Annotated in this window: 23 protein-coding genes and 1 tRNA gene; 7 read left to right on the forward strand and 17 right to left on the reverse strand. The window is 64.5% G+C overall.

Going from position 1 to position 17,611, the window contains the following annotated elements; translation table 11 throughout:
* Nucleotides 1-172 precede the first annotated feature (172 nt).
* The gene (locus tag NOG11_RS14145; RefSeq protein WP_256620454.1) at nucleotides 173-604 is read left to right on the forward strand and encodes a GtrA family protein; all 432 of its coding nucleotides are present in this window, start codon (nucleotides 173-175) and stop codon (nucleotides 602-604) included.
* Nucleotides 605-608: 4 nt separating this feature from the next.
* Here NOG11_RS14145 and NOG11_RS14150 read toward each other — a convergent pair whose 3' ends face one another.
* The 13 genes from NOG11_RS14150 to NOG11_RS14210 form a co-directional block, all read right to left on the reverse strand.
* Complete coding sequence (locus tag NOG11_RS14150; RefSeq protein ID WP_256620455.1) at nucleotides 609-791, reverse strand: DNA gyrase inhibitor YacG; 183 nt, start codon at nucleotides 789-791, stop codon at nucleotides 609-611.
* Nucleotides 788-2,002, reverse strand: coding sequence for a ribonuclease E/G (locus NOG11_RS14155; protein WP_256620456.1), 1,215 nt, complete (start codon nucleotides 2,000-2,002; stop codon nucleotides 788-790). The genes NOG11_RS14150 and NOG11_RS14155 overlap by 4 nt, the downstream gene beginning before the upstream one ends.
* A complete protein-coding gene (locus NOG11_RS14160; RefSeq protein ID WP_256620457.1) occupies nucleotides 1,999-2,571 on the reverse strand; it encodes a Maf family protein in 573 nt (190 codons plus the stop codon). Before NOG11_RS14160 ends, NOG11_RS14155 begins: the two co-directional genes overlap by 4 nt.
* A gap of 7 nt (nucleotides 2,572-2,578) precedes the next feature.
* Complete coding sequence (gene infA, locus NOG11_RS14165) at nucleotides 2,579-2,797, reverse strand: translation initiation factor IF-1 (protein ID WP_173199280.1); 219 nt, start codon at nucleotides 2,795-2,797, stop codon at nucleotides 2,579-2,581.
* Nucleotides 2,798-2,922: 125 nt separating this feature from the next.
* Nucleotides 2,923-3,222, reverse strand: a complete 300-nt coding sequence (locus NOG11_RS14170) for a UrcA family protein (RefSeq protein ID WP_256620458.1) — start codon at nucleotides 3,220-3,222, stop codon at nucleotides 2,923-2,925.
* 356 nt (nucleotides 3,223-3,578) lie between these two features.
* Nucleotides 3,579-3,977 (reverse strand): arsenate-mycothiol transferase ArsC, encoded by a 399-nt coding sequence (locus NOG11_RS14175; protein WP_256620496.1) that lies wholly within the window; start codon nucleotides 3,975-3,977, stop codon nucleotides 3,579-3,581.
* The gene (locus tag NOG11_RS14180) at nucleotides 3,977-4,471 is read right to left on the reverse strand and encodes a UPF0262 family protein (protein ID WP_256620459.1); all 495 of its coding nucleotides are present in this window, start codon (nucleotides 4,469-4,471) and stop codon (nucleotides 3,977-3,979) included. The genes NOG11_RS14175 and NOG11_RS14180 overlap by 1 nt, the downstream gene beginning before the upstream one ends.
* A gap of 28 nt (nucleotides 4,472-4,499) precedes the next feature.
* Nucleotides 4,500-5,786: a histidinol dehydrogenase gene (gene hisD / locus NOG11_RS14185; RefSeq protein WP_256620460.1), complete on the reverse strand. Its 1,287-nt coding sequence runs from the start codon at nucleotides 5,784-5,786 to the stop codon at nucleotides 4,500-4,502.
* 3 nt (nucleotides 5,787-5,789) lie between these two features.
* Entirely contained in the window at nucleotides 5,790-6,230 is a 441-nt protein-coding gene (locus tag NOG11_RS14190; RefSeq protein ID WP_256620461.1) for a DUF2948 family protein, read from the reverse strand.
* Entirely contained in the window at nucleotides 6,231-7,496 is a 1,266-nt protein-coding gene (murA, locus tag NOG11_RS14195; RefSeq protein ID WP_256620462.1) for a UDP-N-acetylglucosamine 1-carboxyvinyltransferase, read from the reverse strand.
* The gene (locus tag NOG11_RS14200) at nucleotides 7,496-7,618 is read right to left on the reverse strand and encodes a hypothetical protein (protein ID WP_256620463.1); all 123 of its coding nucleotides are present in this window, start codon (nucleotides 7,616-7,618) and stop codon (nucleotides 7,496-7,498) included. The genes murA and NOG11_RS14200 overlap by 1 nt, the downstream gene beginning before the upstream one ends.
* 25 nt (nucleotides 7,619-7,643) lie before the next feature.
* Nucleotides 7,644-8,114 carry a hypothetical protein gene (locus NOG11_RS14205; protein WP_256620464.1) on the reverse strand — a complete coding sequence of 157 codons (471 nt, stop codon included), beginning with the start codon at nucleotides 8,112-8,114 and terminating at the stop codon, nucleotides 7,644-7,646.
* 40 nt (nucleotides 8,115-8,154) lie between these two features.
* Nucleotides 8,155-8,229 (reverse strand) — tRNA-Thr (locus NOG11_RS14210).
* 126 nt (nucleotides 8,230-8,355) lie between these two features.
* Between NOG11_RS14210 and NOG11_RS14215 the strand changes: the two genes are divergently transcribed.
* A complete protein-coding gene (locus tag NOG11_RS14215) occupies nucleotides 8,356-8,793 on the forward strand; it encodes a hypothetical protein (protein WP_256620465.1) in 438 nt (145 codons plus the stop codon).
* Here NOG11_RS14215 and hisG read toward each other — a convergent pair.
* The gene (gene hisG / locus NOG11_RS14220; RefSeq protein WP_256620466.1) at nucleotides 8,743-9,651 is read right to left on the reverse strand and encodes an ATP phosphoribosyltransferase; all 909 of its coding nucleotides are present in this window, start codon (nucleotides 9,649-9,651) and stop codon (nucleotides 8,743-8,745) included. The two genes, NOG11_RS14215 and hisG, sit on opposite strands and share 51 nt — an antisense overlap.
* Nucleotides 9,652-9,876: 225 nt before the next feature.
* Between hisG and NOG11_RS14225 the strand changes: the two genes are divergently transcribed.
* Nucleotides 9,877-10,296 (forward strand): DUF2147 domain-containing protein, encoded by a 420-nt coding sequence (locus NOG11_RS14225; RefSeq protein ID WP_256620467.1) that lies wholly within the window; start codon nucleotides 9,877-9,879, stop codon nucleotides 10,294-10,296.
* A gap of 18 nt (nucleotides 10,297-10,314) precedes the next feature.
* Nucleotides 10,315-11,262, forward strand: a complete 948-nt coding sequence (locus NOG11_RS14230; RefSeq protein ID WP_256620468.1) for an efflux RND transporter periplasmic adaptor subunit — start codon at nucleotides 10,315-10,317, stop codon at nucleotides 11,260-11,262.
* A gap of 301 nt (nucleotides 11,263-11,563) precedes the next feature.
* Here the strand turns inward: NOG11_RS14230 and NOG11_RS14235 are convergent, their stop codons facing one another.
* Nucleotides 11,564-12,763 carry an acetyl-CoA C-acyltransferase gene (locus NOG11_RS14235; RefSeq protein ID WP_256620469.1) on the reverse strand — a complete coding sequence of 400 codons (1,200 nt, stop codon included), beginning with the start codon at nucleotides 12,761-12,763 and terminating at the stop codon, nucleotides 11,564-11,566.
* Nucleotides 12,764-12,903: 140 nt separating this feature from the next.
* Between NOG11_RS14235 and NOG11_RS14240 the strand changes: the two genes are divergently transcribed.
* Nucleotides 12,904-13,551: a murein hydrolase activator EnvC family protein gene (locus NOG11_RS14240; protein ID WP_256620470.1), complete on the forward strand. Its 648-nt coding sequence runs from the start codon at nucleotides 12,904-12,906 to the stop codon at nucleotides 13,549-13,551.
* 416 nt (nucleotides 13,552-13,967) lie between these two features.
* Here NOG11_RS14240 and NOG11_RS14245 read toward each other — a convergent pair whose 3' ends face one another.
* Entirely contained in the window at nucleotides 13,968-15,107 is a 1,140-nt protein-coding gene (locus tag NOG11_RS14245) for an acyl-CoA dehydrogenase family protein (protein WP_256620471.1), read from the reverse strand.
* 410 nt (nucleotides 15,108-15,517) lie between these two features.
* Between NOG11_RS14245 and NOG11_RS14250 the strand changes: the two genes are divergently transcribed.
* Nucleotides 15,518-15,898, forward strand: a complete 381-nt coding sequence (locus NOG11_RS14250; RefSeq protein WP_256620472.1) for a GIY-YIG nuclease family protein — start codon at nucleotides 15,518-15,520, stop codon at nucleotides 15,896-15,898.
* Entirely contained in the window at nucleotides 15,895-17,085 is a 1,191-nt protein-coding gene (locus NOG11_RS14255) for a TIGR03862 family flavoprotein (RefSeq protein ID WP_256620473.1), read from the forward strand. Before NOG11_RS14250 ends, NOG11_RS14255 begins: the two co-directional genes overlap by 4 nt.
* Here the strand turns inward: NOG11_RS14255 and NOG11_RS14260 are convergent.
* The gene (locus tag NOG11_RS14260) at nucleotides 17,069-17,605 is read right to left on the reverse strand and encodes a hypothetical protein (protein ID WP_256620474.1); all 537 of its coding nucleotides are present in this window, start codon (nucleotides 17,603-17,605) and stop codon (nucleotides 17,069-17,071) included. The genes NOG11_RS14255 and NOG11_RS14260 overlap by 17 nt on opposite strands.
* Nucleotides 17,606-17,611 lie beyond the last annotated feature (6 nt).

The raw sequence follows: 17,611 nt of genomic DNA on the forward strand, positions 1-17,611 counted from the left end.
CAATGTTCGCTTCTCCCGGATCCGCACATTGCGTAGCTCAGGCGGTGCGGGGTGCGATCACGGCACCAAAAAGACGTCTTTTTCATCACGTTGAGATGGCCTAGCCTGTCTCCGCTGGCAGCGTTCGAGGCGTTCGACATCTTTACCCACCTCCGATCTCAGGCATGAACCGGTGAGCGCGGAGACGAAGCCGCTGTTCGGCTGGCAGTTCCTGAAATTCCTCGGTCTCGGCGCGGTGGCCGCGGGCGCGAACTACTCGTCGCGCTTCGCGCTCGATCCGTTCATGCCGTTCGAGCTCTCGGTGGTACTGGCCTATCTCGTGGGCATGGTCGTGGCGTTCCTGCTGTTCAGGCGCTTCGTCTTCGGCGATGCGGGCGATGGCACCTGGCGTCAGGCAGGCCGCTTCGCAGCCGTCAACTCGGTGGGAGCGTTGATCGCCGTCGGCGTCAGCAGCCTCGTGGCGCGCGTCGTGCTGCCCGCCATCGGCTGGGAACTCTATCCTTTCTCGGTCGCCCACATGGTCGGGGTGATGGCGCCGACCGTGGCCTCCTATCTGGGGCACAAGTTCTTCACCTACAAACCGAAGAAGCCCAAACCTGCCTGACCCGTCAGTGCCGGAGGCTCTGATCCTCATCGCCGAGATCGGCGCTCTCATCCTCCGCGCCCGGCACGGCGTACTGATCGCTGAGCCATCGGTTGAGGTCGACATCGGCGCAGCGTTTGGAGCAGAAGGGTGCGTAGTCGGCTTCCGTCCGCTTGCTGCAGATCGGGCAGTTGGCTGAGCTCGTCATGCTTCCGTCCTCTCGCTGTCACGGTCTAACACGACCAGGCTGGGCTCCGCTCCACGAAGCCCGAGCAGAGCCGACGAAGCGTCCGCGTCTTTCCAAACCTGGGCTGCCGCAGGCGTCAGGCTGACCGTGCCGAGCCCTCGACCTTCTACCGTAGCCGAGAGCGCATCGTCATAGGCCATCCAGGCCTCGACGGCAGGACGGAAGCGCCTGCCCGGCAGCGGAGCATCGACGCCGGTCTCCGTCAGGGTTTCGAGCAGCGAGGCCCTGTTCTGTCCGAGGACCAGAATCACCAGCCCCTCCTTCGTCACGGCGGGGATGGAGACGGCCCCGTGAGCCTTGAGCGCCGCCGTCAAACCGTCGCGCAGGACCTTGGGCGCACGGGCTGCGCTGCGGGGCAGGTCCAGCACGACCTGCCCGCCAATGCTGCGTACGGACAGAACCCGGCCGAGCTCGTTCAGCACCCGCTTGCGAAGACTGTCCCCGGCGCCCCTGGCCGACTGGCCCGCCGCGGTGCCGAGGTCGACGTCGATGGCGGTCAGCGCCTCGGTCTCGTCGATGATCAGGGCACCGCCCTCTTCCAGCGGCACCGTCCGGTTCATGGCATCGGCGGTGACCGCGGCAAACTCCTTGGGCAGGTCCGAAGCCACCTCGATAGGTATGTCGTCGGGAACGAAGGGTTTCAGCATGGCGCTCAGCGCGCCGCTGCTGACGAACACCCCTTCGGTGTCACCCTTCGCCGCCGAGGCCAGTAGTAGAGCAGCAGGCGGAACACCCGCTGCGGGACCGGGGGCCTTCGGTTTGTCCTTGAGAAAACCTATAGAGCCGGGCGGCTCCAACAGCCCGAGCGGTCCGGGCCGGTGCTCCGAGGAACCCGGCCTCATGGTGGCTGCCGGAAGATGGATCGAGGGGCGGTCGGTGAGAAGGGGCAGCTTGCCGCCCGACGCCTCGCGCCTCACCCCCAAAAGGGCCATCTGCCCTTCTGGAACCTGGCGGTCCTTGACCGGCAGCACCCCCTCGCCCCCTGCGCCAAGGTCGAAGCGCTGCAAATTGGTTCGCTTGTCCCGCCTGCCCGCTCTGGCCCAGTAGACGCTGCCCGCCTGAGGGCCTTGCCCGCGTAGACGGTAGAGGAGCCTGACCGGCCTGCCCTCCTCGTCCGCGGCCATGATGCGCAGGCCGAAAGGGCTTTCGTTAATGAGGATGGTGCGGCTCATCGCGGCTCACCAAAGGCGGAAGCGAGGCAGTTGGCGGCCTCGTAAAGCGGCAGTCCGACGACGGAGCTGTAGCTGCCCACCATGTGGGAGATGTGGGCTGCGAAGGCGCCCTGGATGCCGTAGCCCCCCGCCTTCCCCTGCCATTCGCCCGTACCGATATAGCGGTCAATTTGATCATCAGTCAGTCTGCGGACCTTCAGGCGGGTCTCGACCACCCGGACCCTCATCTCGCTCGCGGGTCCTGCGACCACCATGCCGGTGGTCACCCGGTGCGCCCTTCCCGACAGAAGTTTCAGGCTGTCCCGCGCCTGGGTCTCTTCCTCCGCCTTCGGAAGAAGCCTTCTGCCTACGGACACGACCGTGTCGGCGGCCAGCACCACGTCGCCGGGATAGCCGGGCAGAACCTCGGCGGCCTTCCCCCTCGCCAGACGCTCGGCCAGCGGCCTCGCCTCCTCACCAGGCAGCTCGGTCTCGTCGATATCGGCGGAGACGATCAGGTCCGGCACGTAGCCGATCTGCGCCAACAGCTCACGCCTTCTCGGGCTCGCGCTGGCGAGGATCAGGCGCAAGGGAGCGCTACTTGAAACGGTAGGTGATACGGCCCTTGGTCAGGTCGTAGGGGCTCATCTCCACGAGCACCTTGTCCCCTGCCAGCACGCGGATGCGGTTCTTGCGCATCTTGCCTGCGGTATGGGCGATGATCTCGTGGTCGTTGTCGAGCTTCACACGGAAGTTCGCGTTGGGGAGGAGTTCTTCCACCGTCCCTTGAAACTCGAGAAGTTCTTCTTTGGCCATCGGCACTCTTCGTTGCGACAAGGTGGCGATGTGGGCTGAGGCGAGCGCGAGGTCAAGCGCTGACTGGCCCTGGCTGCGGCGGAGGCTGCCCTCTCGAGGGGCATGCCTCCTGCAGCTTGAGCCGCCTAGTAGTTCCAGGCGACCACGACGTTCTGCTCTTCCAAGGCCTCGGCCACGGCGGCGACGATCTCTTCTTCGCACCGGCGAAGCTGACGGCGGTTGGCGTTGGGGGCCTCGCGCTCACAGTAGCGCTGGGCTTCGTCGCGGAGGCGCTTCTCGAACTCCTCGGCGTTCTCGGCATCGGACAGATTCTCGAGAATGGCGATGGTGACGAAGGTGTCGGGGGACTCCGCCGCTGCCTGGCCTGGAACGGCAACCATACCGGCCAGAACGGCGGCGGCGGGGAAGCTGAAGGCTTTGATCATAGCATTTCCTTTCATAGAGCGCCCGCGAGACGGCGCAGACGCATTGGGGAAGGAGGCCCTAGCAGGTTTTGATGGCGTTGTCACATAAGCTTCATCAAAGCGTTGTGTTTGTGTCGCAGAAATGTCTCGAAACATCTGCATTTTGGCTTACGAACGGATCTAACGTGCTGTTTCAGAATGAATTTACTCCACCCCACATATGTGACAGTCCGGTTCTCGACCCGCGTGTTTTCGAGCCGCGTCGAACTGGTCTGATAGAGGGGACAAGGTCAGCCCGACGGTCTCGCGATTTCACACGTTCATCGAAACCCGACACCGAGTCCTGGCAACTTTAGCAGGTAGCGCGCTTATCGAGCCTAGAGCAGCTCGCTCCTGATTCGCTCCGCGAGCTGGTCGCGGAGTCTGGCGTAGGCGGCGCGGAGGTCGACTTCGCTGCCGTAGGTGTCGGTGGGGTTCTCGACCTCCCAGAAGGCCACCTTGGGGTGGAGCTTGCGGGCCTCGGTGGCGGCTTCGGGAGTGAGGGCGATGACCCGGTCGAACTTCTCGATGTCGCAAGCGCCGAAGCTGCGGGACTGCTCGGGCGCGGGGCCGTAGCCGCCCTCCTTCAGTGCATCGGCGACGAAGGGGTCGGGGGCGCCCTGATAGACGCCGCAGCTTCCGACTCTAATCTCTTCAGGCAGGATGTGCCGCGCCACCGCCTCGGCCATGGGGCTGCGCACGGAGTTCATGTTGCAGGCGAAGAGGACCGAGCGCATCACGCCGTCCCCCTGCCCTGGCGCATGGCTAGGGAACAGATGAGGGTGAAGACCCGGCGCGCGGTCTCGAAATCGGTGTCGATCTTGCCGTCGAGCCGGGCCATCAGCGTCTCCGTCCCCTCATTGTGGACAGCACGCCTGGCCATGTCGATGGTCTCCAGCTTCTCCGGCTGGGCCGAGCGGATGGCGTCGTAGTAGCTCTCGCAGAGAAGGAAGTAGTCCTTGATGGTCTTTCTCAGTGGCGCCAGCGAGAGGTGGTGGGCGACGAGCTCCTCCCCCTCCATGGTCCTGATGTCGAAGATCAGCCGCCCGTCCTGTTCGGCCAAATGGAGGGCGTAGGGGCCGTCCTTCGTGGCCCCGGCCGGAGCGAAGCTGTTCTCCTGCAGGAGGTCGTGCATCGCCACCTTGCGCTCGTGGTCAATGTCGGTCGTGCCCCGGCCCAGGGACTTCTCGTCCAGGCTTAGGGATCCGAGATGCCGGTTCTTCGCCGTCATAGGCTCCTCCTCGGCGAGTGATGTAGCACTATTTCCCCAAACGAAGGGTGACGGATGCAGCGTGGCTCGGCAGGCCCTCCTCATCTGCGAGGCGGGCGGCGGCGGGACCGATCTTTTCGAAAGCCTTCTTCGAGCAGCCGGTCACGCTCATCCGCTTGAGGAAGTCGTAGACCGAGAGCCCCGAGCTGAACCGCGCGGAGCGGCTGGTGGGCAGCACATGGCTCGGCCCGCCCACATAGTCGCCGATGGCCTCCGGCGTGTAGCGGCCAAGGAAGACCGCGCCTGCGTGCTTGATGAGCGGCAGGAGCGCGTCGGGATCTTCGGTGACCAGCTCCAGGTGCTCTGGCGCGACGATGTTGGCGACTTCTGCAGCCCGGGCGAGGTCCTCGGTCAGAACCGCGATGCCCTGCTTGCCGATGGCTTCGCGGGCGATCTTCTCGCGGTGATGGCCATGAAGCTGCACGCCGATCTCTTTCTCCACTCGCTCGATCAGCTCGCGGCTCGGGGTAATGAGGACCGACTGGGAAAGCACATCGTGCTCGGACTGGCTGAGGAGGTCAGCGGCGATGGCGCGAGGGTCGGCCTTCTCGTCGGCAATCACGGTAATCTCCGAAGGCCCAGCGATCGAATCGATCCCCACACGGCCGAAGACCTGGCGCTTGGCCTCGGTGACATAGGCGTTGCCGGGCCCGACGATCTTGTCGACCGGCTCGATGCTCTTCGTGCCGTAGGCGAGGGCCGCAACGGCCTGAGCACCGCCGATCTTGTAGATCTCCGTCACACCGGCCCGTTTGGCGGCAGCTAGCACGAGCGGGTTGAGCCGTCCTTCCTTGGCAGGGGTGACCATGACAATGCGCTCCGCCCCTGCGATCTTGGCGGGTAGTGCGTTCATCAGCACACTCGAGGGATAGACCGCGGTTCCGCCGGGTACATAGAGGCCTGCGGCATCAATCGCCGTCCAGCGCCAGCCTAGCTCGGTGCCGATCTCGTCCGTCCACCGGACATCTTCGGGAAGCTGGCGAGCATGATAGGCTTCGATCCGGCCTGCCGCCAGGTCGATGGCGTCCAGTGCTTCGGAGGAGCAGACACGGACCGCCTCTTCGATCTCCTCCGGGCTGACCCGGTAGCCGCAAGAGCCATCCGTGCCGTCGAAGCGTTCGGTCAGCTCACGAACGGCCTCGTCACCCCTGGCCCTCACCTGAGCCAGAATATCCGTGACCGCCGCCGCGATGCCGCCCACGGTATCTTCGTCGCGGGCGAGGAGCGGCATCAGCTCATCACGAAAGCTGGGCGTTCTCGCATCGAGCAGACGCACCGCTCAGACCCCCTCATGCCTGGGCTTGCTGGACGCGCGCCAGGGCTCGGACAGGTCGCGCAGCTCGACGTTGATCGCCTCGACCTCCAGCTTGATGGCGCCCCCGGCCGCGAAGCGCAGGGTCACCGCGCCGCCGTTCTCGTCGCCGTCCCATGCGATGTCGAGAAGGTTGAGCACGGCGTCCTTCGCATCCATACGGATGTTCCTAGCACTGACCGATACCACGTCGTCGAAGTGCAGTCCCGAGCGCACCCTCAGTCCGGGGCCGAGGAAGCCCGGCTTGCGCTCCCACATGTAGCGGTTGCCGACAAGCGCGAAACGGCGCTCCGAGGGCAGGTGCGCCATCTCACCGACCTTGACCACCGCGTCCTGCACCAGGGCGGAGATCGCGGCCAGGTCCTCCCTGTCCGCCGCGGCCAGGTGCACGGGCTTCTTGCTTGTCATCTACGCGTCTTCCCTTACCCGTTCGATCAGCGCACCGACGGCGCGCAGTTTGTCGTCCAGCCGCTCGAAGCCGCGGTCGAGGTGGTAGACCCGGCTGATCATGGTCTGCCCTTCGGCGCACAGGGCGGCAATGATGAGCGACATGGAGGCCCGAAGGTCCGTGGCCATGACCGGCGCACCCTTGAGGCGCGACACCCCGGTCACCGTAGCCGTCCTTCCGTCCACGGTAATGTCCGCCCCCAAACGGCGGAGTTCCGGCACGTGCATGAAGCGGTTCTCGAAGATCGTTTCGGTGACCGAGGCCTTGCCGGTGCCCTTGGCCATCAGCGCCATGAACTGGGCCTGAAGGTCGGTGGCGAAGCCGGGGAAAGGCTCGGTGGTGATGCTGGTCGAGACCGTGGGCGTGCCCCAGCGGCTGACGCGCAGCCCCCTCACCTCTTCCTTGAGCGTCAGGCCGCACTCCTCAAGCACGCCCGCCGCGCTGCCGAGAAGCTCGCGGCGGCCACGAGTCAGCAGAAGCTCTCCGCCCACGGCGCCCACGGCCATGGCGTAGCTGCCCATCTCGATGCGGTCGGCGACCACCTCGTGGGTTGCGCCGTGCAAGGAAGAGACGCCGTGAATGGTGATGGTATCGGTGCCGTCACCCTCGACCTTGGCGCCCATGGCCCGAAGGCAGTCGGCGAGGTCCACGATCTCCGGCTCGCGTGCGGCGTTCTTCAGGACCGTGGTGCCCCTGGCCAGGGTGGCGGCCATCATGACGTGCTCGGTCGCGCCGACGGAGACGAAAGGGAACTCGACTTCGGCGCCGGAAAGACCGTTCCTGGCCTCGGCAAGGACATAGCCCTCCTCGAGCTCGATGGAGGCCCCCATGGCCTCGAAGGCCTTGAGGTGGAGATCCACGGGCCGGGCGCCGATGGCGCAGCCGCCGGGCAGCGAGACCTTGGCGTGGCCCTCGCGGGCGAGGATGGGACCGAGCACGTTGAAGCTCGCGCGCATCTTGCGCACGATGTCGTAGGGCGCGGTGGTCGAGCTGATCGCGGCTGCATCGAGGGTGAGGCGCGCGCCGTCGCGGCGGCAGATCACCCCATGGTTCCCCAGCAGCACGACCAGCTGGCGCACATCGGCGAGGTCGGGCACCTCGTCCAGCACCAGGGGCTCGGCGGTGAGAAGACAGGCCGCCATAACCTTGAGGGCGGAGTTCTTGGCCCCGGCAATGGGCAGCTCGCCGTAGAGCTCACGGCCTCCGATGATCGCTAGCTGGTCCATCAGTCCTTCTTGGCCTTGCGGCGTTTGAGGTTCTCGCGCAACGCCTTGGCGAGGCGCTCCTCCTTCGAAAGTTTATCGGGCAGTGCCTTCTTCTCGCTTTTCGGCTTTTCCGGCTCGGTCATAAAGGTTGGGAATGTCACGTAGCGCTCAACTGGGCAAGCGACGCCATCGGTTCGTGAGGAAAAGGTAGGCGGACAAGATCGAGGTGAGGAAAGTCAGTGTGAAGATCAGTACAGTCATTCCAACGCCTGATAGAAGAGCGTAACCGATGCTTCGGTTGGGTTCCTGGATCACAACAAACCCAAGCGTGATCGCGCCCGTCACCAACGCCACAAGGCCACAGGCGGACAGGATAGCGACCCGTGGGCGTGCTCCAGTCCTTCGCACTGCGGCGAAGACTAGTGCTTTGGGTAGACCGAATATGAGCGAGATGACGGCACCGACGGCAGCGAAGCCAAGCAAATCACTGATCGAATAGCCAAAATCATGCCAGCCTGGGAAAGGCTGATTCACCAGCTCCAACGAACCCGGAAAGAGAAACAGCAAGGCAGCTAGTAATGCTTCTCCAGTAGGCAGAACGACCGAGTCAGGGAGAAGGTATTCCCGGCTCCTGCGCATCTGATACCTCTTGGCATCTGGCAACCGCTTGGAGCGGTAGTGGTGCTGCCGGGGAGATTTGAACTCCCGGCCTCTCCCTTACCAAGGGAGTGCTCTACCCCTGAGCTACGGCAGCGCTGAGCGGGGGTCATGGCTTCGGATGGAGCGGGCGTCAACGGGTTTTGGGCGGTTTCTGGCAATTTTTCGGGGTAGTGGCGCCGCTCAGCTAGCGTCGCGGGGCGGGAGCTGGCAGGGAACCTTCATGTCACTGATCGCCGTTCTGGCCGGGGCCGCGGGGGCCGGGCTGACCTTTCTCTTCTTCCGTCTGGCAGGCATCCACCGCAACCTGGTGGCCTGGGCGGTGCTTCTGGTGGCAATCGCCTGCTGCTACCCGCTCTTCGCGGCGGAGCGCTTCGATTTCAGCGAGGCGCTTTGGCAGACGCTTCCCGTCATCTTCTTCGCAGGGTTGGTGATCGTCGGGCTCAGGGCGAAGAGCCCGGAGCTGATCGGCCTCGGCTTCCTCCTCCATGCCCTGCTCGATCTGGCGGGGCTCCCGTTCCGCTTCCACAGCCCTCTTCTCTGGGCGGAGCTCTGCCTCGGCTACGACGTGACCGCCGCGCTCATCGTGCGGGTCTTGGCGAAGCCGCCCTCAGGCCAGCATCTTGTCGATGTCGAGGACGAGGATCGCACTGGCGCCTAGGCGCTTGAGCTCCTCGAGGTGCTCCCAGACCACGGCCTCGCGGCAGACCGTGTGCACCGCCACCTTCTCTGCGGTTCCGGCGAGCTCCAGAATCGTCGGCTTGTCCGCGGCGGGCAGGACCTTCGAGATAGCCTCCACAGCGGATCGGGGAGCGTTGAGCATGACGTATTTCGCGTCGCGGCTCCGCTGCACCCCTTCGATGCGAAGCTGCAGGGCGTCGGCCACCTTTTTGGCCTCTCCTTCCAGCGGCCCGCCGATCAACAGCGCTTCGGAGCGGTAGATGGTCTCCGCCACCTTGAGGCCGTTGGCGTCGAGGGTGCCGCCGGTGGAGACAATGTCGCAGACGGCATCGGCCACCCCTAGCCGCGGAGCGATCTCGTGGGCACCGTTCATCACCACAGTGGTCGCGCCCTTCACCCCTTCCCTCTCAAGCCAATCCTCGGTCAGGGCCGGATAGGAGGTCGCGATCCGCATCCCGCCAAGGTCCGCGGGCTGGCTGTAGGTGTCCTCCTTGGGAAGCGCGATGCAGAGGCGGCACTTCGAGAAACCCAAGGGTTTGACCAGGGGCACCCGGCTGCCGAGCCTTCCCCCTGCCCGCTCCTCCTCGAAGACGTTGCCGCCGACGATGCCGAGGTCCGAGGCGCCCCCCGCCACGAGGGCCGGAATATCGTCGTCGCGCACCAAGAGGATGTCGATCGGCATCTCCTGCACGCGCGCGTAAAGCCGGTTCTTGGACTGGCTGAGGCTGAGGCCGCAGCGCTTCAGAAGGTCGAAGGTCTCGTCGGCCAGACGACCCTTCTTCTGCACCGCCATCCGTAGGCGACCCGTGCCCGCTTCGCCGAACGCTTCCTCAGCCATACTCTCAGCCTGTCCACTGCTTGCCCGGCGCGGCTAGCGCGAGTGTGCTCACGAGACCAGCCCCCGAGCCCGTTCGCTCGGATTGTACAAAAATGCCGCAGTTTTCACTTCACGGTAGGGCTTGCGTCGTTCAGTCTCTTTTTCGGCAGGTAGTATCGGGGCAGTCGGTCTATGGGGCTCAGGGCTTTCGTTCTCGCGGCGGCGTTGCTCGCACCTTCTTCCGCTATGGCAGGTGATCTCGATGTCTGGGGGCACTGGTATACCCCCGACGGCGCGTCGATCATCACGATCGAGGATTGCGGCGACGGCACGCCCTGCGGCCGCGTGGCCTGGGTCGATGCCGAGCAGGGCGGCATGACCGAGGATGTGCACAACCACGACAAGGATCTTCGCGGGCGCGCCATGCTGGGGATCACGCTTCTCTCCGGCTTCGAGGAGCGCCGCGACCGCTGGCGCCGGGGCTCCATCTACAACCCCAAGGACGGCAGGACCTACCGTGCAAGGCTGCGTCTTCTCTCGCAGAACGTGCTGGGCGTTTCCGGTTGTTTAGGACCTGTTTGCAAAGAACTGACCTGGGAGCGTGCGCCTGAGAGCCAGGCGGCCGGGACTGCGCCAGCGAGGGAGGCGCAGCTGGCCTCCCGCTAGAGCTGGAGGGCAGGCTTCGTGACGACCGCTGCGGATTTCGACACCGACCTGGAGGAGGACGAGCGTGGTCCTCCCTGGGGCACCATCATCGCCAGTGCGCTGCCCCTCGTCGGTGTGGTCTATTTTCTGACCTTCCACGGCGCGATGCTGTTCGGCGAGAAGGAGAGCCAAGCCGCGCTGGAACACTACCCGGCGGTGGCGGTGGTCTTCATCGACGGTGACAGCGAGGGCCGCGCCCTGCCCCTCGAAGGCCTCGTCAGCGCCGAACGGGTGGCCAATCTTCGTGCGACGAGCGACGGGGTGGTGGACTCGGTCGCCGCCGTGCCCGGTGCGAAGGTCGCTGCGGGCGACACGCTCTGCACCCTGCGCCGCGGCGACGGCAAGCGTGTGCTGCTGCGCACGACCTTGGCCGGAGAAGTCAGCGCCGTCTCCGCCAAACCGGGTAGCGCCCTTGCGAAGGGCGAACCCTGTGCCAGCGTCACCGACACCTCCTCAATGATCGTCACCGCTGAGCTCAGCGCCCCCGCCGCCGAGGTCGTGCAGCCCGGCGATACGGCGGAGCTGATCGTCGCCGAGCGGAAGATGCGCGGCAAGGTGCGCGTGGTCTACCCGCCCATGCGCGGCCGCCCCGATGCCGGCCGGATCGCCGAGATCGAGATGCCGGAGGGCCATGGCGGTCAGGCGGGAATGAAGGCCGAGGTGCGCATCCGCACCCAGCAGATCTCCGCCGTGCACGTCCCTTTCGATACACTGACACTCCACCCGGCCAAGGGCATGTCGGTGCGCATCGTGCAGGGCGACGGCCCGTTGGGGGTCATCGAGACCCTGCCGGTCCTCCTCGTCGCCGCCACCGATAAGGGCTTCTACGTAGACGGCTTGCCGGAAAGCGGACGCCTCGTGGTCAACGATGTCGACTTCCCCCCACCGGTGGACGGCGAGAAGGTGCGGATCGGGAAGGTGATCTGAGGGACTATGGAGCTTTCAAGCTACCGCAACGCTGGGTAGCGAAACACCATGTCTCTTTTGTAGTGCCCAGTCGGAGTTCAATGCACGAGGTGTGCTCGCTGCCCACCTCTCCCGTTCACGGGAGAGGTCAAAACCTGGCGCAGTCAGGTTTTGGGTGAGGGCCTCGGCGAAGCCGTTCTGCAAGGCTAGTTATCACGACCTGCGCTCAGAACCCCTCACCCTCGGTCCCTCTCCCGTAAACGGGAGAGGGAGGCGGTACTTGCCAGGCTTGCAAACTGAGACATCGTCTATGTCGAACCGGCTACAGGACTTCAAAAATCCCAGCAGCGCCCTGGCCGCCGCCGACGCACATCGTCACGCAGACATACTTCGCGCCCACGCGCTTGCCCGCGACCAGCGCGTGCATGACCATCCGCGCACCGCTCATGCCGTAGGGGTGGCCGATGGAGATGGCGCCGCCGTCCACGTTGAGGCGCTCCTGCGGGATGCCCAGCTCGTCGCGGGAGGCGATGACCTGGCTCGCGAACGCTTCGTTGAGCTCCCAAAGGCCGATATCGTCCATCTTGAGACCCGTCCGCTCCAGGACCTTCGGCACGGCGTAGATCGGGCCGATCCCCATTTCGGAAGGGTCGGTGCCCGCCACCGCCATGCCGACATAGCGGCCGAGGGGGGTCTTGCCCTGCTGCTCGGCGGCCTTGCTGTCCATCAGCACCACGGCGGCGGCGCCGTCGGAGAGCTGGGAGGCGTTGCCGGCGGTGATGAACTTGCCCTCCTTCACCCGCTGGCCGTTGCCGAAGACGGGGCTCAGGCCCTGAAGACCTTCGAGGGTCGTCTGCGGACGGTTGCCCTCGTCGAGCTCCAGCGTCACCTCGTGCTGGCTGACCTCGCCGGTCTGCTTGTCCTTCTTCTCCATGACGGCCGTCATGGGCGCGATCTCGTCCTTGTAGTAGCCCTTCTCCTGGGCTTCGGCAGTGCGCTGCTGCGAGGACAAAGCGTACTCGTCCTGGGCTTCGCGGGAGACGCCCCATTTTTCGGCTACGATCTCGGCGGTCTCGATCATCGCCATGTAGGTCGCGGGGATCTCCTTCACGAGCCACTGGTTGGGGAAGATGATCTGCGCGTCCGGCGTCTGGTTCATGGAGATCGACTCGACCCCGCCCGCGACCACGGTGCTCATGCCGTCGGCCATGATCTGCTTCGCGCCCGTCGCGATCGCCATGAGGCCCGAGCCGCACTGGCGGTCGATGGTCATGCCCGGCACGTCGAAGCTGAGACCGGCCCTGAGCGCCGCCTGGCGGCCAAGGTTCATGCCGCCGGTGCGAAGCTGCAGCGCCTCGCCCATGACGCAGTCGTCGATCTTGTCGATCTCCACCCCGGCCCGCTCCACGGCGTGCTTCACCGCGTGCCCTGCGAGGTCCACCGCGCCGGTGATGTTGAAGGCGCCCCTATAGGCCTTGCCGATGGGCGTGCGCGCGGCGCTGACGATGACGGCGTCTTTCATGGGTCTCTCCCTGGTTGGTTGGCTCGGGTTTGAGCACCGTGAGGGGCCAGCGTCTACAAAGCTGCGCAACGCCTTAACCGGGCTCCTACCAAAGGCGGTATAAGGTCACGCGAAGTGGGTTGTCTTGGGAGGACCGTCCGATGCTGCGCCTTAGCGTTCTTCTGGCCTCAACGCTTGGCCTTGCGGCCTGCGTCACCGCGTCGGACGACCGCTACGTGATGCCAGCGGACGGCCACGTGCTGCCGAGCGCAAGTGCAAGTGAGAGCATCCGAATCAAGACGGACGGGCGGACCCGCGTGCGGGCCACGCGAACGGGACGTGTGCTTTTTGCAGGCAAGACACGCCAGGGCCGTACCGTGGTGCTCGACCATGGCGGCGGCATGAGAAGCCGCTATGTGGGCCTTCAGAACCTCTCCGTCGCCAAGGGCGAGTGGGTGCGATCGGGCAAGCCCGTCGGCTGGGTCGGCAAGCGCCAGGACCGCGAAGCCGAGCTGAACTTCGGCCTGTCCCTAGCGCAGGCCAGGCTCGACCCGATGCAGGTGATCGAAGCGCCGACCATGGCCAAGCCGCCCAAGGTGCGTGTGCGGATCGAGGACCAAGCCGACGAGCTCGACGTGCTTGTCGAACGGGTCACGGCACCGGCGGCCGACAAGTACGGGCCGAAACCCTCAGGGGCTGGGCTGGTGCTGGAAGGAGATGGACCACAGAAGGAAGCCGCGCAGGGCGGTTATGCGCCTGGGTACGACAAGTACGGACCGTTGCCAGCGCGAAGTGGCCCAACGCTGTAAGCCGAAACACAAAGTTCTCGGTATCGGTGGTGATGTTCCCAAGGCGTAAGATACCTATAGACACACCTCTTCAAAAGCTGTCTTCAGCACGTCTGTCGGCGATGTTCTCCGGTCAATTCCGGGCTCCTGGAGCAGCTCGAGGGATCGCTCCCTGAAACCTGTATAGGATACACGGTCGCACCGTATATTGCTTTGAAATTCGCCAGCCTCGTCTATTTGTGCGTCGTACTGAATTTCGAGCCACATTGCATAGGACCCACCGATAAGGGTCAGACACCGACTTTGATCGTCACTGCGCCGGGACGTGCATACAGCTTTGTAGTCTTCCGCAGTGATAATTCTTTTGGGCTCAACAGTCCAACTTGGTTGTGTCGTACAACCGACTACGGTCAGCAGACCGAACAGCCACCACCGCATCAATACCCCATCACCTCGGCCAGCTTCTCCATGTGAAAGTCCTGGTCGCCGAAGAGTTCGTTGGCCACCCGGACCCGCTTCATGAAGAAGCCCACATCGTACTCGTCGGTCATGCCGATGCCGCCGTGCATCTGGACAGCCTCGTTGGTGGCGAGGCGCGCCACTTGGCCGATCTTGGCCTTGGCCAGGCTGACCGAGGCGGAGGCTTTGTCCGCCCCCTGATCGAGCTCGTCGAGGGCCTGGTGCATCACAGCCTTGGCCAGCTCGATCTCCGTGTAGAGATGGGCGGCGCGGTGCTGCAGCGCCTGGAAGCGGCCGATCTCGGTGCCGAACTGCTTGCGCTGCTTGAGGTAGTCGAGCGTCATGGCGAAGGCCCCTTCCGACGCGCCCACCATCTCGGCGGCAAGCCCCGCCCGGCCCGCATCGAGTATGACCTTCAGCCCCTCCATTCCGCGGTCCACATCACCCAGGACCGCATCGCCATCGACTTCAACGCCATCGAGCTTGAGCCTGGCGAAGCCGCGATCGTCGATCGTCTTCATGCGTTCTTTGGCGACGCCAGCAGCCTTCGCATCGACCAGGAAAAGGGTGATCCCCTCTTCGTTGTCGTCAGCGCCGGAAGTCCGTGCCGCGACGATGAGCTGGTCAGCGGCATAGCCCTCCGCCACGAAGGTTTTCTCGCCGGAGAGCTTGAAGCCGTTGCCCGAGCGTTCGGCCTTCATCTCGATATGGGAAGGCTTGTGCTTCTTGCCCTCGTCAGAGGCAATGGCGAAGACGCTTTCGCCGCTGGCGATCTTGGGCAGATGCCTGGCTTTCTGTTCGTCCGTGCCGAGATGATTAAGGGCGGTGGCCGCCATCAGGGACGTCGCGATGAACGGGCTCGCGGCCAGGGTCCGGCCCATCTCCTGGGCGATCAGCCCTGCGCCGACATAGCCGAAACCCGCACCGCCATGCTCCTCCGGGACCAGGACGCCGGTGAGGCCTAATTCTGCCATCTGCTGCCACAGGCCACGGTGAAAGCCGTCCTCGACATCCTCGTCGCGCAGACGCCGCAGCTCGGATACGGGCGACCTCTCCTCGGCGAAACCCTTGGTCGTCTCCTGCAGCATCTGCTGCTCTTCGCTCAGCACCAGGGGCATGGCCGTCTCCTCTTTGATCGGTTGAGGAGGTTCCTGCCTTGGTTTCGTGGGGAAGAAAAGGGGCGCTACTGCCGCCGCTCGCGGCGGCGCTTCTCGCGCAGGCCTAGGGCGGTGAGAGTAGCGACAAGGAAGATGGAGCCAATCATAAAGATGATCATGCCGGTCTGATCCGCTGCTTCCATCCTACCTCTCCTCATCTGGAGTAAGCCCGTAAGCTATCAACAGACAGGTAACGCCGAGAACCAGGAAGAACAAGGTGAAAGCCGGATGCGAAGCTTGGAAGAAGCCCCCGATGAAGAACCCAAGCCCCGCCTTCTGCAGACTGTCTGTCACCAATTTCTGTCGTTCAGTCATTTCATTCCCTCACCGCCCCTTGACGGCGGACTCCGCGCTCTGCTTTGCAGAACATCATGAGAACGAGAAGGCGTTTCGGCAGGCGGCACGGTAAGGCGCGCGCGCTGCCCGACCGGGTGCCGAAGCCCGCGGCAGAGGACTTGCCGTGGCAGGTCTATGTGCTGGCCGATGCGGCGCGGAAGCGGTTCTCGATCTCCATGGCCCGCGACCCCATCGCGCGCGCCTACCGCCACCGGGCGGCGGTGCCGAGCACGGATCAGCCCAAGCAGCGGACGCCCTATCTCGTCTTCACCGAACCCTTCGCCTGCCGCCACACGGCCCTTGCCAAGATGCGGCGGATGCGGCTTTGGACGGCGACGGAGCTGCGAAAGGCGATTTCTGCCGTGAACCCAGGCATGGCCGACCTCTATGTGGACCCCTTCGGAGAGGAGGCTTGAGGATCGCCGTGGTCGGCGGCGGGCCTGCCGGGCTCATGGCCGCCGATGTCGCGAGCGAGGCGGGGGCGGAGGTGACGGTCTACGACCGCATGCCGTCCCTGGCGCGCAAGTTCCTGATGGCAGGCAAGAGCGGGCTGAACATCACGCATACGGAGGAGGCGCCAGTGTTCCTCGGTCGCTATGGGGACCGGCGCATCTCGGACATCGTCAAAGCTTATGGCGGGTCAGAGGCCGTGCGCGACTTCATGTACCGGCTGAAGGTGGAGGAGCATGTGGGCTCGTCGGGGCGGGTCTTTCCCAAGGCGATGAAGGCTTCGCCTCTTCTCCGCGCCTGGTTAGGGCGGCTGGATAGTCAGGGCGTGAAGGTCGCGCTCAAGCACCGGTTGACCGGCTGGGATGGGTTAGACCTGACCTTCGACACCCCGAACGGCGAGGTACGCGGGCGTTTCGACCGTATTGTCTTTGCTCTTGGGGGCGGGAGCTGGGCACGGCTTGGCAGTGACGGTCTGTGGACGGATGTGTTTAGCTCGGTAGGGACGCAAACCCTCCCCTTCCGCCCCTCCAATGCCGGGCTGCTGGTAGAATGGTCGGCGCATCTTCTCGGCCGCTTCGAGGGTGAGCCGGTGAAAAATGTAGTACTGAACGGCCCGGACGGCACCGAAGCCAGGGGCGAGTTCGTCATCACGAAGCGCGGCATCGAGAGCGGCGCTGTCTACCCCCTCGTGGCCAGTATCGACCGAGAGCTGCAGGACGGCGGGGCGGCGCTGACCATCGACCTCCTCACCTCTCGCACGGCTAACGAAATCGCCGAGCGCCTCGCCAAACAGCCGAAGAAGCTGTCCCTCGCCAACCGTTTGCGCCGGGGGCTGAAGATCACCGGGGTGAAGGCCTCGCTGCTGCGGGAGGGCGGCGCCGATCTATCGACGGACGAGAAGGTTGCCGCTGCACTGAAAGCCCTCCCCCTCCCCATCACCGGCATCGTGCCGCTGGACGAAGCCATCTCCACCCGCGGCGGCGTGCCTTGGGAGGCGCTGAACCACCGTCTGATGCTGAAGGCGGTGCCGGGGGTCTACTGCGCAGGCGAGATGATCGACTGGGACGCACCCACGGGCGGGTATCTGCTGACGGCGTGTCTTGCGACGGGGTGGATGGCTGGAGGGAGTGCGGTTGTTACGGCGCTGGCCTGAGCACTTCTGCTTGTTTCTCTACAGCATCATGGAGTAGGTCGTACCTGAAGCCAGTCTCGAGGCGGACGAGTTCGACTGGCACCTCGTAGAACCAATCGACCGACATTGGTCCGTCTGGCTCCGCAGCTTGCTTAGCTTCTGCCTCTCTGACCAACTTTTGGTATGAAGACGGGACAGTTCCGATAGTCTCTAAATGCCGAATGCTCTGCTGACTGTCGTGAGTTACCTGCCAGATTTTATTGTTGCCATCCCACTTCGTTGACTGCGCAACCATCGACGTCTCAGTGACGACCACCGAATAAGCTTCTCCGTACCATTCGGATTTCGTTCGCCAGGTATCACCTAAAAAGAAGCCAAGGTCCTGAGCAAAAACGAAATACAGGCCATTTCCCAACGGAGCGCCTGCTAATTCCTCTTCGAGATAGAAATCTGATCGACCGTCTGCTTTCAAACTCAGACGACTGAGTACCTCGCACTCGTCGATCCCTTTAAAGATGCCGTAGGAGATATTGAAGCCCATATCGCT

Origin of the sequence: Parvularcula maris, from assembly GCF_024505085.1 — a bacterium.
In the GTDB taxonomy this organism is placed as follows: Bacteria; Pseudomonadota; Alphaproteobacteria; order Caulobacterales; family Parvularculaceae; genus Parvularcula; species Parvularcula maris.

Coding starts and splice junctions, on each gene's coding strand:
- NOG11_RS14150 (WP_256620455.1), bottom strand. CDS start 791: ATGACGAGCTCAGCCAACTGCCCGATCTGCAGCAAGCGGACGGAAGCC.
- NOG11_RS14155 (WP_256620456.1), bottom strand. CDS start 2,002: ATGAGCCGCACCATCCTCATTAACGAAAGCCCTTTCGGCCTGCGCATC.
- infA (WP_173199280.1), bottom strand. CDS start 2,797: ATGGCCAAAGAAGAACTTCTCGAGTTTCAAGGGACGGTGGAAGAACTC.
- NOG11_RS14170 (WP_256620458.1), bottom strand. CDS start 3,222: ATGATCAAAGCCTTCAGCTTCCCCGCCGCCGCCGTTCTGGCCGGTATG.
- NOG11_RS14175 (WP_256620496.1), bottom strand. CDS start 3,977: ATGCGCTCGGTCCTCTTCGCCTGCAACATGAACTCCGTGCGCAGCCCC.
- NOG11_RS14180 (WP_256620459.1), bottom strand. CDS start 4,471: ATGACGGCGAAGAACCGGCATCTCGGATCCCTAAGCCTGGACGAGAAG.
- NOG11_RS14190 (WP_256620461.1), bottom strand. CDS start 6,230: ATGACAAGCAAGAAGCCCGTGCACCTGGCCGCGGCGGACAGGGAGGAC.
- murA (WP_256620462.1), bottom strand. CDS start 7,496: ATGGACCAGCTAGCGATCATCGGAGGCCGTGAGCTCTACGGCGAGCTG.
- NOG11_RS14200 (WP_256620463.1), bottom strand. CDS start 7,618: ATGACCGAGCCGGAAAAGCCGAAAAGCGAGAAGAAGGCACTGCCCGAT.
- NOG11_RS14205 (WP_256620464.1), bottom strand. CDS start 8,114: ATGCGCAGGAGCCGGGAATACCTTCTCCCTGACTCGGTCGTTCTGCCT.
- NOG11_RS14215 (WP_256620465.1), top strand. CDS start 8,356: ATGTCACTGATCGCCGTTCTGGCCGGGGCCGCGGGGGCCGGGCTGACC.
- hisG (WP_256620466.1), bottom strand. CDS start 9,651: ATGGCTGAGGAAGCGTTCGGCGAAGCGGGCACGGGTCGCCTACGGATG.
- NOG11_RS14225 (WP_256620467.1), top strand. CDS start 9,877: ATGGCAGGTGATCTCGATGTCTGGGGGCACTGGTATACCCCCGACGGC.
- NOG11_RS14235 (WP_256620469.1), bottom strand. CDS start 12,763: ATGAAAGACGCCGTCATCGTCAGCGCCGCGCGCACGCCCATCGGCAAG.
- NOG11_RS14240 (WP_256620470.1), top strand. CDS start 12,904: ATGCTGCGCCTTAGCGTTCTTCTGGCCTCAACGCTTGGCCTTGCGGCC.
- NOG11_RS14245 (WP_256620471.1), bottom strand. CDS start 15,107: ATGCCCCTGGTGCTGAGCGAAGAGCAGCAGATGCTGCAGGAGACGACC.
- NOG11_RS14250 (WP_256620472.1), top strand. CDS start 15,518: ATGAGAACGAGAAGGCGTTTCGGCAGGCGGCACGGTAAGGCGCGCGCG.
- NOG11_RS14260 (WP_256620474.1), bottom strand. CDS start 17,605: ATGGGCTTCAATATCTCCTACGGCATCTTTAAAGGGATCGACGAGTGC.